The sequence below is a fragment of the Capnocytophaga gingivalis genome (assembly GCF_002302415.1).
In the GTDB taxonomy this organism is placed as follows: domain Bacteria; phylum Bacteroidota; class Bacteroidia; order Flavobacteriales; family Flavobacteriaceae; genus Capnocytophaga; species Capnocytophaga gingivalis.
Map to the genome: position 1 here is coordinate 255,713 of NZ_CP022386.1, position 14,686 is coordinate 270,398.

Here is a 14,686-nt window from a genome sequence, read left to right on the forward strand (position 1 = left end):
TATCAAAAACGTAAAAATACCTATTATGGAAAAAATAAAAGCCTATCTCTCCTCTTTGATGCAGAACAAGAATGTTCGCTTCTGGGGATTTCAACTTTTTTTAGCTTTCTTGCTGATCTTTGGGCTTATATATATTGCCCTTCTCTCGCTTGATAGCTGGACAAGGCATGGCGAGTTTGTCGTGGTGCCTGACCTAACACCCAAGATGAGTGAAAAAGGAGGGAAAGTAGAGAAAGTCCTTACCCTAAGTGAAGCACAGGAACTGTTAGAAAAAAATCACTTACGCTATGAAGTGATTGATTCAGCGGCTTATGATCCAAATCTTCCCAAATATGCTGTGGTAAGCCAAACCCCTGAACCCAATGAAAAAGTAAAAAAAGATAGAAAAATATACCTAACACTCAATCCTGCCAATTATCGCAAGATCACTGTGCCCAATGTGATACAAATGCCACTCTCTACCGCTGAGGATAACCTAAAATCCGCTAAGTTCCAAGTGGGAAAGATTACCTATGTCAATAATATAGGTAAGGATATGGTGCTCCAGATGTTCTATAGGGGAAAAGAAGTAAAACCCAGAACCCTCGATAAGGACGGGAAAAAAGTACTCTATGCAGGAGATAAGCTCTTGGAAAACTCCAAAATAGATATAGTCTGTGGTAATGGCTTCGATGCCTCCAACCCCGACGCAACCCTCCCCAATGGTGATACTTCCAATACAGGAGATGGAAAAGATAATGGAGGCATTGATTTTTAATTAGTTATAAAATAGTATAGGTTACAGATAAACCTTTTTTCAACATACAAAATATATAAAGAAAAAAATTGTATTTTTACCCCCTAAAAAGATAGCTTTATGAAAAAAATATTATTATCCATACTCTGCGTAAGTCTCTATGCTTGCCAAGAGAGTAAGCCCGCAGAACCCGAAGTGACTCAGGAAGAGCAAGAACAAAAAATGGCGGCAGAACGTTTTGAGGCCTTAGGAAAGGATCTGGACGAAAATCCATCCTTCAAAGAGTGTGAGGACATTGCCACTAAGGACGAAAAACTCAAGTGCTTCACTGGAAACCTCTCCAAGCTTTACCAAGAAATGCTCAACAGCCAAAAATTGGCCATCGGTGATGCACTTTCTGATACGGTTAAAGTAACCCTACTGATCAACAACGAAGGTATGATTAGTGTAAAAGAAGTCGAAATGTCCGAGAAAACCAAAGAACTTCTTCCTTCCTTAGAAGACTTGTTAAGGAGTGAAACAGAAAAGTTCCCTCCTATTATTCCAGCTAAGAAGAATCAAGTAAATGTATCCTCTGAGTTTGTACTTCCCCTGGTGATTGATGTAAAATAAAAACCTATGCCTAAAATACTACTAGTAGAAGATGAGGCTTCTATCCGACGGGTATTGGGCAGTATCCTGAGTGAGGAGGACAAGAGTTATGAGGTAACAGAGGCCAGCAATGGTCAGGAAGCCATGGAGAGAATCCGCGAAACAGCCTATGACTTGGTGCTCTGTGATATCAAAATGCCTAAGAAAGATGGCTTAGAAGTACTATTGGAAGCTAAAGCGCTCTACCCTACCCTTAGGGTAGTGATGATCTCTGGACATGGCGACTTGGAAACAGCTGTACAAGCGATGAAAATGGGAGCTTTTGACTATATAGCCAAGCCACCTGACCTGAATCGCTTACTCACTACTGTACGCAATGCCCTTATGACACCCCAGCCCCAAGAGGAAGAAAAGCCCAAAGCTACAGGGAAGACAAGCAAGAAGACCACTGCCACAGATATAATGATAGGAGAAAGTGCTCCTATCCAAAAGATCAAAGCAATGATCGAAAAGGTAGCTCCTACCGATGTAAGAGTACTCATCACAGGTCCTAATGGTTCTGGTAAAGAGCTCGTTGCCCGTGCCCTGCACCAAGGTAGTGAGCGTGCCTCACAGCCTATGGTAGAGGTCAATTGTGCCGCCATCCCTTCTGAACTAATAGAAAGTGAACTCTTTGGACATATCAAAGGCTCTTTCACTTCGGCTGTAAAAGACCGAGTAGGTAAGTTCGAAGCAGCAGACAAGGGTACCATCTTCTTGGACGAGATTGGTGATATGAGCCTCTCGGCACAAGCCAAGGTGCTACGTGCCCTACAGGAGAAGAAAATCACCAAAGTAGGAAGTGAAAAGGATATTTCAGTAGATGTACGAGTAATTGCTGCTACCAACAAAGACCTCAAACAGGAAATTGCTCAAGGACGCTTCCGAGAGGACTTGTACCACCGCTTGGCTGTTATTCTTTTGGAAGTACCTTCACTGAACCAGCGGCGAGATGATATTCCATTATTAGTTAGCTATTTCACAGATAAAATCAATGAGGAACAAGCCACCAGCAAAAAATTCCAACCCAAGGCTATAGAACAGCTCCAGCAATATGATTGGACAGGGAACATTCGAGAGTTGAGAAATGTAGTGGAACGCCTGCTAATCCTCTCCGAAGGAGATGTCACTATAAAAGATGTAAAAGCTTTTGGAGGCAAAGAATAATAAAAAAAAGCATAAAAGAGGCTACCTAAAAAAGGGTAGCCTCTTTTTCATCTATTACATCAACAAATTAAAAAAGCTTAAAAGATACGGTGAGTAAAAGGTTATCCAAAGTATTGTCTACCTTTACCCTATCACTATTGGTCGCATAGTAAAGTCCTTGTTGGTGGGTTCGTGTAGCACGGTCATAGGAGAGGTCAAAGCGCAATCCAGAGAACGATAAGCCAAGCCCCCCAGAGAATCCATAGAGGTCATCCATAGGACGATCCTGACCGAGATTTTTGAAATAACTTTTTTTATAAGGACTTTGTTCATAGCGTGTTCCTGCTCTGAAGAACAAATGAGTTGTTTTACCTACTGGTAAGCGGTATTCCGCTCCAAAACGCAAGGAAGAAGTATCGCCCAATAGATCTTGGATCACAGTGTTTTCTGACCTGAGATCATCGGTGGTAAAGCGCATATTTCCATACCCCTTATAGGTATAATCCCCACTTACGATCAGCTGCTTGTTCCAAACCCAGCTAAGCCCCACTGTCCAAGCCCCAGGGGTACGGAATTGGTATTTTTCGTAAATATTAGTTACATTTGGTGTAGCGGGATAGGTTCTATTGTCAGAGGTATTTGTCCACAGAGCCTGTGAGGTCTCATCTTGTAGCGTATACCAAGTAGGAGAAGTATAGCTAAGCCCTATACGCACTCCCTCATATACCTCAGCGATAGCTCCCAACTGCATAGAGAATCCACTCCCTGTAGTTTTAAGGTCATTTTGGAAAACAGCCGAGCGTATATTAGCAGTATTGTTAAGATATTCTTCTCTTTGCTCAGAAACTACCCTATAGTCTACCCTATGAGAGTTAAGATTGATCCCAAAGGAAAAGAAATCATAGCGTGCCCCAAAGTTAAAATTGTATTTGTTTACCCCTCCTTCGCTATATTGATTGATAGTTCGCATCGTAGTAGCCCCATCGGAGATATTTTTCTTATATTCTCTTTCGTTCAAAGCTGCATTAGCCTCTGAATCCGTTGCTGTTGGAGGGATTCCATCTGGAGCTGTCTTAGGACCAATCAAGCCAGCAGTATATCCAAGCAAGGCATCACGATATTTTTCAGGCTGAGGAGCTCTCCCCATGCGACTATAGATATTGTTCAATCCCTGAAACTCTCTTACCCATTGACCTCCTGACTTATAGTAGTTATTCAGGAAAAGATTCTGCTGGGTGATACCATTGGCTCTATTTACAAAATAATCCCCCATGTTTTTATCAGGAGTATAGGTATATCCCCAATCATTAGGGTTGAAATTATTCGTTTGTTGATAGTTAAAAGCAAAAGTCATATTTCGCCATCCTTCATCACCTAAAGGAATAGGAAATACGATCCCGAACTGGCCGAGATACACATCATTGGAAGAAATGCTATTTTTTCCATTCGCTGTGCCGCCTAAGAGAGTGGCCTTATTATCAGTAAAGGCTGTCCCTGCAGAAAAAGACAACTCTGTTCTGGTAAAAATAGAACTCCCTGCAGGATTCTGTGAGATAGAGGAAAAATCACCTCCCAAGGAGGAAAAAGCCCCACTCATCCCCTTAAAACGTGCTGTTCCGGAGAGTTCCTCCATAGAATAACGCAATCCATCAGTATGATTTTGGGCAAAGGCAAAGGTAGTTGCTAAACAAAAACCTATGGTTAGTATATTTTTTTTCATTTTCTATTTATTTTTACTTATAATTGATTAATAATCTCTTCTTGTACCTTGGTAGCCACTATTTCCACTATTCCCGCTGTTTCCACTATTTCCTCCTCCATAGCTACTGCTTTCATGATAAGAGCGGGAAGAATTATCATATGAATTGTTATAACTATTATTGTTATAGTTGCCATAGTTATACCCTCTTGAGGAATTGTTATAATTCTCATGATAAGATCGGGAAGAGTTGTCATAAGAACGGGTAGTACCTCGATCATAGTTATAGTTGTCATAACGATTACTATCTCCTCGACGTCCATTAGTAGGTGAGTACCTACGAGAAGTATTTCCATAAGGGTCTTGGTAATAGTAATTATTATTTTCCCTATCATAGCGATAAGAAGGATAATAATAGCCATATCCATAATAAGGGTAATAGTAGTTATACCCATAGTAAGGATAGTAATAATTATATCCATAATAGTAAGGGTAATAGTAGTTATACCCGTAATAATAAGGATAGTAATAACTGTCATAGTAGCGCCAGCTCCAATAAGGATCATAAGAACCTAGAGAGATACCCCAGCTCCAGCCACTACGAGGGTAGTAGTAGGAGGAAGAATAATAACCTCCCCAAGCGCCAGAGCCCCAATAGTAAGGAGAGCCCCAACCGCTGTAGTTATAGACATTCACCTGAGAGGGGCGCGCATTCTCTCCCCAACTGCCATAGGAATTGTAAGTAGGGGCCTGAGAGGAACTATCTGTGCGATAACCATCTACATTAGTCAAAGGAGTATAGGAAGGAGATGGACGCTGTACCTGATGTTCAAAGTCCTTATACTCAGCTATCTTCTGATTTAGTTGTTCGCGATAAGTACGTGGAGCACGCTCATAGTCGTCCCTCTCATAGGAAGGGCGAGGTGCTTTATCCCCATAAATACCATCATCATATCCCATACCGGTATATACCCCTGCGCAAGAGGTAAGGCCTGTAAGAGCTATCAAAGCTCCTACACCATAATTAATAATTGTCGTCTTTTTCATAGTGATGTAATTTAAAACATTTGTTTTCAACAACTTGTGTTATTTCTTAAAAAATATCATTTCCAAAGAGAACACAGTATCAAAATTATTTTGTACTTTTGCACAAATATACAATTTTTGTGCCAAACATAGTAGCATGAGTAAAAATTTAACATCAAGAGCAGAAGACTACTCTAAGTGGTATAACGAATTAGTAGTAAAAGCAGGGCTTGCCGAAAATTCAGGCGTGCGTGGTTGCATGGTTATCAAGCCTTACGGATATGCCATTTGGGAGAAAATGAAGGACATTTTAGACAAAATGTTCAAGGATACAGGACACCAAAACGCTTATTTTCCTATTTTCGTCCCCAAAAGTTATTTCGAGGCGGAGGAAAAAAATGCCGAAGGCTTTGCCAAAGAGTGTGCTGTAGTAACGCACTATCGTCTCAAGACAGACCCTAACCAAAAAGGAAAACTTATGGTAGATCCAGAGGCAAAACTGGAGGAAGAGCTTATTGTTCGCCCCACCAGTGAGGCCATTATTTGGAATACCTATAAGAACTGGATACAGTCCTACCGTGACCTTCCCTTGCTCATTAACCAATGGGCAAATGTTGTGCGTTGGGAGATGCGCACTCGCCTCTTCCTACGTACCGCTGAGTTTCTTTGGCAAGAAGGACATACCGCCCATGCCACACGTGAGGAAGCTGTGGAAGAAGCCCAAAAAATGAACGATGTATATGCTACCTTTGTAGAAAAATATATGGGTGTCCCTGTGATTCGTGGACATAAAACTGAGAGTGAACGCTTTGCTGGGGCTGATGATACTTATTGTATAGAAGCCCTCATGCAGGATGGAAAAGCTTTGCAGGCTGGTACATCTCACTTCTTGGGGCAGAATTTTGCCAAGGCCTTCGAAGTAAAGTTTGCCAACAAAGAAGGAGTCTTGGATTACGTATGGGCAAGCTCTTGGGGTGTCTCTACCCGACTTATGGGGGCCTTGATCATGAGTCATAGTGATGACAATGGCTTAGTACTACCTCCACTTTTGGCTCCTATACAGGTGGTCATTGTACCTATATACAAGGGAGAAGAGCAGCTACAAGCCATCCGTGAGCGAATTACCCCACTAATGAAGGCTCTCAAGGAACGTAATATCAGTGTAAAATTCGACGATGATGACACTCAAAAACCAGGATTCAAGTTCCATGAATACGAACTCAAAGGAGTACCTGTACGCTTAGCTATTGGACAACGTGACTTAGAAAACAATACCTACGAGGTTTCCCGTCGTGATACCCTAACTAAAGAGAGTGTATCTGGAGATAACATCATTGCACACATAGAACAACTCCTTAAGGATATACAAGAGAATATCTTCCAAAAAGCTTTAGCTTACCGTGATAGTCATATCACTGAAGTTAATAGCTATGAGGAGTTCAAAGAAATACTTGAGAGCAAAGGAGGTTTTCTTTCTGCCCACTGGGATGGTACTCCTGAGACGGAAGCAAAGATCAAAGAAGAGACACAAGCGACCATTCGCTGTATTCCTTTAGACCAAAAAGAGGAAGCAGGTACTTGTATCTATTCAGGCAAACCTTCCAAAGGACGTGTATTATTCGCAAAAGCATATTAAATAATGATTAATGTTCAATGATTAATTAACAGATGAGTACATTAATCAAAAATTGGTCTATGAAAATAGAAACACTTTTGAATTGATAAACATTTAATTGTAAGTTCTTTAATAGATTCAAGGACTATCAATTTTAACGAGAAAATAGTAATCATTGAACATTAATAATTAATTATTAAAATTGACTACTTCATTAGTAGAAATATTTTCAGACAGCTTGGTGATTATTCCCACCTACAATGAGATAGAGAATATAGAGAGTATTATACGAGTAACGCTCCTACAAGCACCTCATTTCGATATACTTATCGTAGACGATAATTCCCCCGATGGTACCGCTGATAAGGTAAGGGAGCTCCAAAAGGAGTTCCCTGATCGCTTATTCCTTACAGTAAGGCAAGAAAAATCAGGCTTAGGTACAGCATATATACATGGCTTTCTTTGGGGACTTCAGAGTGAGAAACGGTACGCTTACCTCTTCGAGATGGATGCCGACTTCTCGCACAACCCAGCAGACCTCATCCGCCTATACAGAGCCTGCAAGGATGAACATGCCGATATGGCCATAGGCTCTCGGTATATCAAGGGAGTGAATGTAGTCAATTGGCCACTAAGGCGTATTCTACTTTCTTATGGGGCTTCTTTCTATGTAAAGCTTATTACAGGAATGAAAATACAAGACCCCACAGCAGGCTTTATCTGCTATCGAAGAGAAGTATTGGAACATATTGACTTCGACAAAATCAAGTTTGTAGGCTATGCTTTCCAAATAGAAATGAAGTACAAAGCCTATGTAAAGAAATTCAGCCTTCGAGAAATCTCCATCGTCTTTACCGATCGCCTACGCGGAAAGTCAAAGATGAACCTCTCAATCATTAGAGAAGCCGTCTTTGGAGTTATTAGTATGAAAATCAGACACCTGCTAGGAAATTGAATAAAATGTTAAATTATTTGTACATATATTTATAAAATTATACATTTGCAACGAATTTCTAAAGAAAATTAAACATGAAATTAAGAAACATTGCTATTGCCTTTTTAGGTAGTATTCTTTTCGCTACTTGTGGAAAAGACGATGAGGGAGATAAAGTATATACTCCTGAAGAATCCAAAGCCATAGTAAAAAGTACTATGGACAACTTCTACAACTGCCTTAAAAAAGCCAATGATGGAGGCTTTGCTAACTTCTTCTATGATGGTCTTTTCAAAGGATTCGACAGAAATAATCCTAATGGAGAGGAGACATGGTTCAATATCTTAGGAGAAAAATTTGACAACCAACACTATGCAGATGCCCTACGAGATGGAACTAACAAATTCAAGTTTGAAGCACTCAAAGGTACTTATGTATGGAGTAAAAACAAGGAACTATGGGAAAAGACAGCCAATAGTGCTAATATTACTCTAAAATTCCCTGCTACCAAAGAAGCTACTACCAATAATGGACTACTTATCATAGACCAATATGAAGATACTTCTGTATCTTATGAAGGAGAAGAATCTTTTCTTCCTACCAAGGCTCATGGGGTTATTACTGTAGATGGTACCAAAGTATTCGAAGTAACCCTCAACAAGGCTTCTTATAAGAAGGGTACTAACTTCACCATGCCTACAGAAGTAAGCCTTTCTATCTTTACCAATCCTTTCACTACCACAATTAAGTTCAGAGAACAAGGAGCTGGTAATTTTGCTTTTGACTTTGCTTTCACTTCTGCAGAGGGTTGTACTACTGCTTTGCATGCTGATGTGAAACTCAATACAGCTGATTATGAAAATCTTACTGGTATGGAAGTAGTTGACCATATTTCTTTTGTAGCTACTCAGGGCGAATTACAGATTAAAGGAGTGGTAGATGCAAAAAGTATCAATAAGATAACAAAAGATCAAAATCACGAACTTACTCCTGATGAAATCAATACTTTTGTAAAAGCCAATCTATACAGAGGTAATAGTAAAATTGCTGATGTAAAATATGAAAAAGAAAATGGCAAAGGAGTAATCTACTTTATATACTCTGATGGAAGTCGAGAAAAAGCTGAACAATATGTCTCTGATTTTGAAAAAAGAGTAACTGAGATTTTCAAACGATTTGACAAATAATTACATGCAAAAATATTTTTTAATCGTATTATTTATGAACATTGCTCTCGCTCAAGAGAGCAATGTTGTTTTTAGTAGAGACTCCCTAAAGACAGACTCCCTAAAAACGAAGACTTTCTACCCTCATCAGATAGGAATAGGAATTTCTCGGTTCGTTAACTCTGCTTTTCCTACTGATAGCAATAGCTTTCTATTGGAATATCGCTATCTGAAATGTCCTACCATAGCATATCGTATAGCTGGAGATTACCGAGCAGAATCCAACAAAGATAGTACCTATGAGATAGCACTAAAGGTAGGAATGGATAAGCTCTTTAAGGATTATAAGAGTTGGAAATTCTACTATGGAATAGACCTATGGGGGAGATATCTATATTATAAGGATAGGAAACAACACTTTACCAGTATCGCTATAAATCCATTCCTCGGTATACAATATCAGCTAAATAAGAATTTTTCTATCTCCACAGAACCTGGATTTTTCATCAAGTATAATCTTCGCAAAGACAACAACAGTTTTGACCCCAATGCAAAGGAGCAGTGGTGGGAGAGTCGGTTGGCGAAGATAGGAAATATTCAGCTAAACTTTCATTTCTAAAAAAGCCAGAGGCCTATGATCATTATATGATCAAATAGGCCTCTCCTCTTTTTATCTTATCAGCAAAATATTCTATATTATGTCGTTCTAATTCTTGTAGGAACTCATCTCTGAAGGGTTTTACTGCATAGTGCATAGGACAAGGTGTTTCCTCCGAGCAGGATCTAATCCCAAGTAGGCAGATAGAGAACTTGTCCCCGCCATCTATATAGCGGACTATATCAGCCAAAGGAGCTTTGAGGTTTTCTGGAGTGATATAAAAGCCTCCTCCAGGACCTTTAGCTGAACATATGGCTTTCTTTTTAGCCAATATCTGTAATAGTTTGGCCAAAAAAGCAGTGGGAATATGCAGCGCTTCGGATATTTCCTTGACACCTTTTTTGCGATCTACAGAGGAATTTATGGCTAAATAAAGCACCGCATTGATAGCATATTTGCTAGAATTTGATAACATTTTTAACTATTTTACTTTACTACTATATTATAGGTCTCCTATTGAGAGATTACTTTATAAGCCTCTCCCCCATTGCTCTCTTCTATGACAGAGATAATGGATGCTTTGGAAAGTTTGGCTTTATCGAAAGAAACTACGGCTGTCTGGCTATCGAAATCAACGGTTGCCTTTTGTACTCCGTCGGTATTATTGAGATTTTTCTCAATGGTAGCCGCACAACCATGTGCACAGGTCATTCCTTCTATTTTGAGGGTTACCTCTTCCAAGTTTTCCTTGGCTACTGTTTCTTTTTGGGGAGCTGGAGAAGGGGTATCGGTCGCTTTAGGATTCGAATTTCCACAACTTACAAGTCCCCACAGCATTGCTGACAATACAAAATACTTCATGATATAATGTGTTTTTTAGAGTAACAACACAAAAAGCCCTTCACTTAGAAGAGCAATTTGTTATTGGGGTAATACATTGATTAGAAGAACAATCTTCTTCTCACTGTTTGTTGTTCTTCTGCAGATGGTACATAACTTTCTTCTACACTTCTGAAGAATTTCTCATGTAACATTTTAGTAATAGCAATATTATACTTAGTACCATCAAGGATTAGGTGAACTAAGAACTGGCGATTGCTTGAAGAGAACAATACATGTAGCTGTTCCTTAAGGGCGATTTCAATACGATCTATATTTTTATCATTAAGCCCTTCCACATATCCTAATGCTTTAGTAGCTTGTCTCAAGATTTCTACTTGAAAAGCACTTGATAAGCGGTTATCTACATTGGAGCCTGCTTCATAAGCAATGGTGTTACCATCATTTGTACTTACCACAGTGATAGAAATAAAACCTGGCACTTCTTGGTGCATAGCTTTTACATACGTTTCGAATAAATTTGTATCCATAAAATTACTATTTACTTTAATTTACTTGCTTAATTTTCGCACAAAGGTATAAACTTTTTTCTTATTTAAAAATTTTTTACTACTTTTTTTTCTTATTTTTTCATTTTTCTCTTTTTCGCCTTTTTCTCTTCTTTTTAAACATTAAATTAAAAAGTTAAAAACATGCATTTATCAATAATAATTCATAACAAAAGCAGTATTTTCATTATAAAAATAAGACATTCTTTATTCTTTTATTAATTTATTTTTTGAATGCTTGCTTATTAAAAATTATCAACAATCCAACAGCTACACTGATAGAAGTATCGGCAATATTGAAAATAGGATCAAAAAAAGTAAATCTATGTCCACCATAAAAGGGTATCCAGTCAGGAAGTGTAGTATCTATAAGTGGGAAATAGAGCATATCCACTACCTTTCCATGAAAAAGAGAGCCATAAGGATGGTCACTTAGGAAGGTAGCCACATTGTTCATACTGTGATCAAAAAGCACTCCATAGAATACCGAGTCAATGATATTCCCTAAAGCACCAGCAAAAATCAGCGCTATAGAGATGATAAGTATCTTTGAACCTTTTTTTCTTATAGTATCCCATAACCAATACCCTATTCCCACAATGGCTACCATTCTAAATAAGGTTAAGATCAGTTTTCCGTACTTTCCTGGGATACCTATCCCCCATGCCGCCCCAGGGTTTTCGACAAAGCGGATATGAAACCAATCAAATACATTTATAGATTGGTCAAGCATAAAATGGGTTTTTATATATATCTTACTTGCCTGATCGGCAATTAATATCAATAGAATGATAAGGCTGGCATGTGATAACTTCATAAGGTATAACTTGTCTTTTAGGCGGCAAAGATACGAAAAATTAATGATTATTTTTCTAATGATTAATGATTAATTTTTTATTTCATTAATTAAAATTCTGGCAGCTCCTTGAGAAAGACATAGGCTTGCTTGAGGAGATCTACTTGGTAGAAAATATGTTGCAGACCATTGGTAATCATTAGGTTTTCTGCCTGAAGTTGCATGTTATATCTTGCTATTTGGTCAAACACCTCTTGGGTGATAGCTACCTGTGGCGCCTTACACTCTACTACAAGAAAAATACTCCCATCGGAGCGGTAGATGACTATATCGTACCGCTTGGTTAAGTGATTGATATAGATACGCTTCTCTACGCTCATAAGGGACTGAGGATAGTGCTTCTCCTTGAGTAGAAAGTGTATAGTATGTTGTCTGACCCATTCCTCAGGTGTGAGTACCACAAATTTTTTTCGAATAATATCGAAAATATATCGTTTATTTTCACTACTTTTGAACCGAAATTCGCATAGCGGGAAATTCAATGTTTGCATAGGGCAAATATACAAAAATAGTACAAACTCATATGAACGAAGCAGAAAAAATTTTAGCTGATCTTCAGGCTCAAAAATATAGCCCCATCTATTACTTGGCAGGAGAAGAACCTTTTTTTATTGACCTAATCAGCAACTATATAGAACAAGAGGTGCTACGAGAGGATGAAAAAGCCTTCAACCAACAGATTGTCTATGGAAAAGATATTTCTGTAGATACCATTATCCATTATGCTCGTGAGTACCCTATGATGGCTGCCAGAAGGGTGATCATCGTCAAGGAAGCTCAAGATCTGAGTCGCACCATCTCCCAACTACTCCCTTATGTAGAAAATCCTTCTCAGACAACTATTCTTGTCCTCTGCTACAAATATGGTAAGATAGATGGCAAGACCAAGCTTGCTAAGGAACTGAAAAAATATGTATGTCTTGAGAGCAAAAAACTCTATGAGAGTGAGACTCTCAAGTGGGTAGATAGCTATCTCAAAGGCTTTGGCTATTCCATAGAGCCAGTAGCCGCTCAACTATTAATCAATTTCTTAGGGACCGACCTTAGTCGTATCGCTAATGAACTGAACAAACTCAAAATAATCCTACCTAAAGGAACAAAAATCATCCCCTTACATATAGAACAAAATATAGGTATCAGCAAAGATTTCAATGTATTTGAACTACAGAATGCCTTAGGTAAAAAGGATTTTGCCAAGGCTATGCAGATTATCAAGTACTTCAATGAGAATCAAAAAGATAATCCTATTGCTATGATCACAGAAAACTTATATAGGTATTTCAAGAATCTATTTATTTTTGCCACTAATACCAGTAAGGGAGAGAGCGAACTCGCCCGAATGATGGGAGTCAATCCTTATTTTCTCAAGGATTATCGCCAAGCCGCTGCCAATTATCCCCTAAAGAAAATTAGCTTCTGTATGGAGACTGTCAAGAATGCTGATCTCAAAAGCAAGGGGGTAGAAAGTGGCTCTATCTCCTATTATGATATACTCAAGGAAATGATCATAATGACAATTAGTTAGGCAACAATGCAAATAAAGAGTTGAAATACCAATGAGTATTCACTGAGTTCTATTCATGAGGCACTACTCCTGCTACCTTATTAAAGGCTTGTACTACCTCACTATGGGAGACTGTTTTGTCCTTGAAGTAAGCGATGATCTCCTGTTTCTGTGCTGGGGTAGCCCCTAATTGGTTGAGGATATTGGCCAAGTGCATCTTCATATGTCCTTTCTGGATGCCATAGGTTACCAAGGAACTCACCGCAGCAAAGTTCTGAGCCAAACCTACACAAGCGATCACCTTCATTAGGGTTTCTGCAGAAGGATTTTCCAGAATCTGTAGGGCTGTTTTCACCATAGGATGAAGCTTGGTTAGCCCTCCTACTGTTCCTATAGCCAAAGGAATCTCTATGCTAAAATGGAAGATATCTTCTTTTATATAGGCTTGTGTCAAGCTCTTATAGCGTCCTTCCTTAGCTGCATAGGCATGTACAGCAGCCTCTACAGCACGAAAATCATTCCCTGTGGCAATCACCACCGCATCGATTCCGTTCATCACCCCTTTGTTATGTGTCACCGCTCTGTATACATCCGCATTGGCCACAGCTATTGCACGAGTGAAATCGGTAGCAAAGACCTTACCTTCTATATCATTGAAGGACATCCTACTCACTGGAGCTGAGACCTCCGCCCTGACTAAGCACTGGGGGGTATAGTTCGAGAGAATGCTCATGAGCACCTCCAAAGCCCCATGAGAAAGATGAGTAATAGCCTCTTGCTCAATAGTCTGAGACATTTTCTCCAAGCAGGAATTGATAAAGTTAGCTCCCATCGCATCGCCTGTGAGAAAGGTGACAAAGACTTGATAATAATGCTCCAAAGAATCTGTCATATCCTTGAGTATAATAGAAGATATTCCCCCTCCCCTCTTACGCATATTCTCAGTAATTCCTTGTGTTTGTTCATACAACAAAGGCTCTATAGTACTAAAGAACTGGAATAGCTCCTGCTTGTCTCCTTCGAAGAACAAATGGATATGCCCTACCTTCTCCATACTGCGTACCTGACAGAGGAATCCTCCCTGTTCTGACCAGAATTTGGCAGCTTTGCTCACAGCTGCCACTACAGAACTCTCCTCCAGTACCATAGGTACTGTATAGTAATGTCCATCAATGAGAAAATTAGGGGCTACTGCAAAAGGCAATATATAATTCCCTATTGTATTCTCTATGAAGTCATCATGTAGCTTCTGTAGATTCTCGTCTCTAAGGTCATAGGAGGTAAAGACCTCTGCCTGGGACGGATCGCTAAGATATTGTTGGCATATCCATTGCCGTTTTTCTTCTTTAGTGAGTTTAGAAAAACCTTTAATCATACTTTTCCTGCGT

At 39.2% G+C, this 14,686-nt stretch carries 16 protein-coding genes; 8 read left to right on the forward strand and 8 right to left on the reverse strand.

All coding sequences use genetic code 11. The features are described from left to right. Positions 1 to 25: 25 nt before the first annotated feature. The 3 genes from CGC50_RS01270 to CGC50_RS01280 all read left to right on the forward strand — a co-directional run bounded on the left by CGC50_RS01270 (position 26) and on the right by CGC50_RS01280 (position 2,533). Positions 26 to 757 carry a PASTA domain-containing protein gene (locus tag CGC50_RS01270; RefSeq protein WP_198541619.1) on the forward strand — a complete coding sequence of 244 codons (732 nt, stop codon included), beginning with the start codon at positions 26 to 28 and terminating at the stop codon, positions 755 to 757. Positions 758 to 856: 99 nt separating this feature from the next. After that, positions 857 to 1,348, forward strand: a complete 492-nt coding sequence (locus CGC50_RS01275) for a hypothetical protein (RefSeq protein WP_095909364.1) — start codon at positions 857 to 859, stop codon at positions 1,346 to 1,348. Between the two features lie 6 nt (positions 1,349 to 1,354). Further along, complete coding sequence (locus CGC50_RS01280; protein ID WP_095909365.1) at positions 1,355 to 2,533, forward strand: sigma-54-dependent transcriptional regulator; 1,179 nt, start codon at positions 1,355 to 1,357, stop codon at positions 2,531 to 2,533. 67 nt (positions 2,534 to 2,600) lie between these two features. Here the strand turns inward: CGC50_RS01280 and CGC50_RS01285 are convergent, their stop codons facing one another. Together CGC50_RS01285 and CGC50_RS01290 are read right to left on the reverse strand one after the other, a co-directional pair. After that, the gene (locus CGC50_RS01285) at positions 2,601 to 4,232 is read right to left on the reverse strand and encodes an OmpP1/FadL family transporter (protein WP_095909366.1); all 1,632 of its coding nucleotides are present in this window, start codon (positions 4,230 to 4,232) and stop codon (positions 2,601 to 2,603) included. 27 nt (positions 4,233 to 4,259) lie between these two features. After that, positions 4,260 to 5,258, reverse strand: coding sequence for a hypothetical protein (locus CGC50_RS01290; protein ID WP_095909367.1), 999 nt, complete (start codon positions 5,256 to 5,258; stop codon positions 4,260 to 4,262). Positions 5,259 to 5,394: 136 nt separating this feature from the next. Here CGC50_RS01290 and proS point away from each other — a divergent pair, with 136 nt between their 5' ends. The 4 genes from proS (at position 5,395) to CGC50_RS01310 (ending at position 9,571) form a co-directional block, all read left to right on the forward strand. After that, positions 5,395 to 6,873 (forward strand): proline--tRNA ligase, encoded by a 1,479-nt coding sequence (proS, locus tag CGC50_RS01295; protein WP_095909368.1) that lies wholly within the window; start codon positions 5,395 to 5,397, stop codon positions 6,871 to 6,873. A gap of 181 nt (positions 6,874 to 7,054) precedes the next feature. Further along, a complete protein-coding gene (locus CGC50_RS01300) occupies positions 7,055 to 7,807 on the forward strand; it encodes a polyprenol monophosphomannose synthase (protein WP_095909369.1) in 753 nt (250 codons plus the stop codon). Between the two features lie 74 nt (positions 7,808 to 7,881). Beyond that, complete coding sequence (locus CGC50_RS01305) at positions 7,882 to 8,973, forward strand: hypothetical protein (RefSeq protein ID WP_095909370.1); 1,092 nt, start codon at positions 7,882 to 7,884, stop codon at positions 8,971 to 8,973. 4 nt (positions 8,974 to 8,977) lie between these two features. Beyond that, positions 8,978 to 9,571, forward strand: a complete 594-nt coding sequence (locus tag CGC50_RS01310; protein ID WP_095909371.1) for a hypothetical protein — start codon at positions 8,978 to 8,980, stop codon at positions 9,569 to 9,571. Positions 9,572 to 9,593: 22 nt separating this feature from the next. On the opposite strand, the gene CGC50_RS01315 is transcribed toward CGC50_RS01310, so the two are convergent. The 5 genes from CGC50_RS01315 to CGC50_RS01335 all read right to left on the reverse strand — a co-directional run bounded on the left by CGC50_RS01315 (position 9,594) and on the right by CGC50_RS01335 (position 12,285). After that, positions 9,594 to 10,025, reverse strand: coding sequence for an RrF2 family transcriptional regulator (locus CGC50_RS01315; protein WP_095909372.1), 432 nt, complete (start codon positions 10,023 to 10,025; stop codon positions 9,594 to 9,596). 38 nt (positions 10,026 to 10,063) lie between these two features. Then, complete coding sequence (locus CGC50_RS01320; RefSeq protein WP_095909373.1) at positions 10,064 to 10,411, reverse strand: heavy-metal-associated domain-containing protein; 348 nt, start codon at positions 10,409 to 10,411, stop codon at positions 10,064 to 10,066. Between the two features lie 80 nt (positions 10,412 to 10,491). Then, positions 10,492 to 10,920 carry a hypothetical protein gene (locus CGC50_RS01325; RefSeq protein ID WP_002668108.1) on the reverse strand — a complete coding sequence of 143 codons (429 nt, stop codon included), beginning with the start codon at positions 10,918 to 10,920 and terminating at the stop codon, positions 10,492 to 10,494. Positions 10,921 to 11,161: 241 nt separating this feature from the next. After that, a complete protein-coding gene (locus CGC50_RS01330; RefSeq protein WP_095909374.1) occupies positions 11,162 to 11,755 on the reverse strand; it encodes a lipoprotein signal peptidase in 594 nt (197 codons plus the stop codon). Between the two features lie 89 nt (positions 11,756 to 11,844). Beyond that, positions 11,845 to 12,285, reverse strand: coding sequence for a type I restriction enzyme HsdR N-terminal domain-containing protein (locus tag CGC50_RS01335; protein ID WP_095909375.1), 441 nt, complete (start codon positions 12,283 to 12,285; stop codon positions 11,845 to 11,847). Between the two features lie 32 nt (positions 12,286 to 12,317). On the opposite strand from CGC50_RS01335, the gene holA reads away from it, so the two are divergent. Further along, positions 12,318 to 13,319 carry a DNA polymerase III subunit delta gene (gene holA, locus CGC50_RS01340; RefSeq protein WP_095909376.1) on the forward strand — a complete coding sequence of 334 codons (1,002 nt, stop codon included), beginning with the start codon at positions 12,318 to 12,320 and terminating at the stop codon, positions 13,317 to 13,319. A gap of 49 nt (positions 13,320 to 13,368) precedes the next feature. Here the strand turns inward: holA and CGC50_RS01345 are convergent, their stop codons facing one another. Further along, a complete protein-coding gene (locus CGC50_RS01345; protein WP_095909377.1) occupies positions 13,369 to 14,673 on the reverse strand; it encodes a hydroxymethylglutaryl-CoA reductase, degradative in 1,305 nt (434 codons plus the stop codon). Positions 14,674 to 14,686 lie beyond the last annotated feature (13 nt).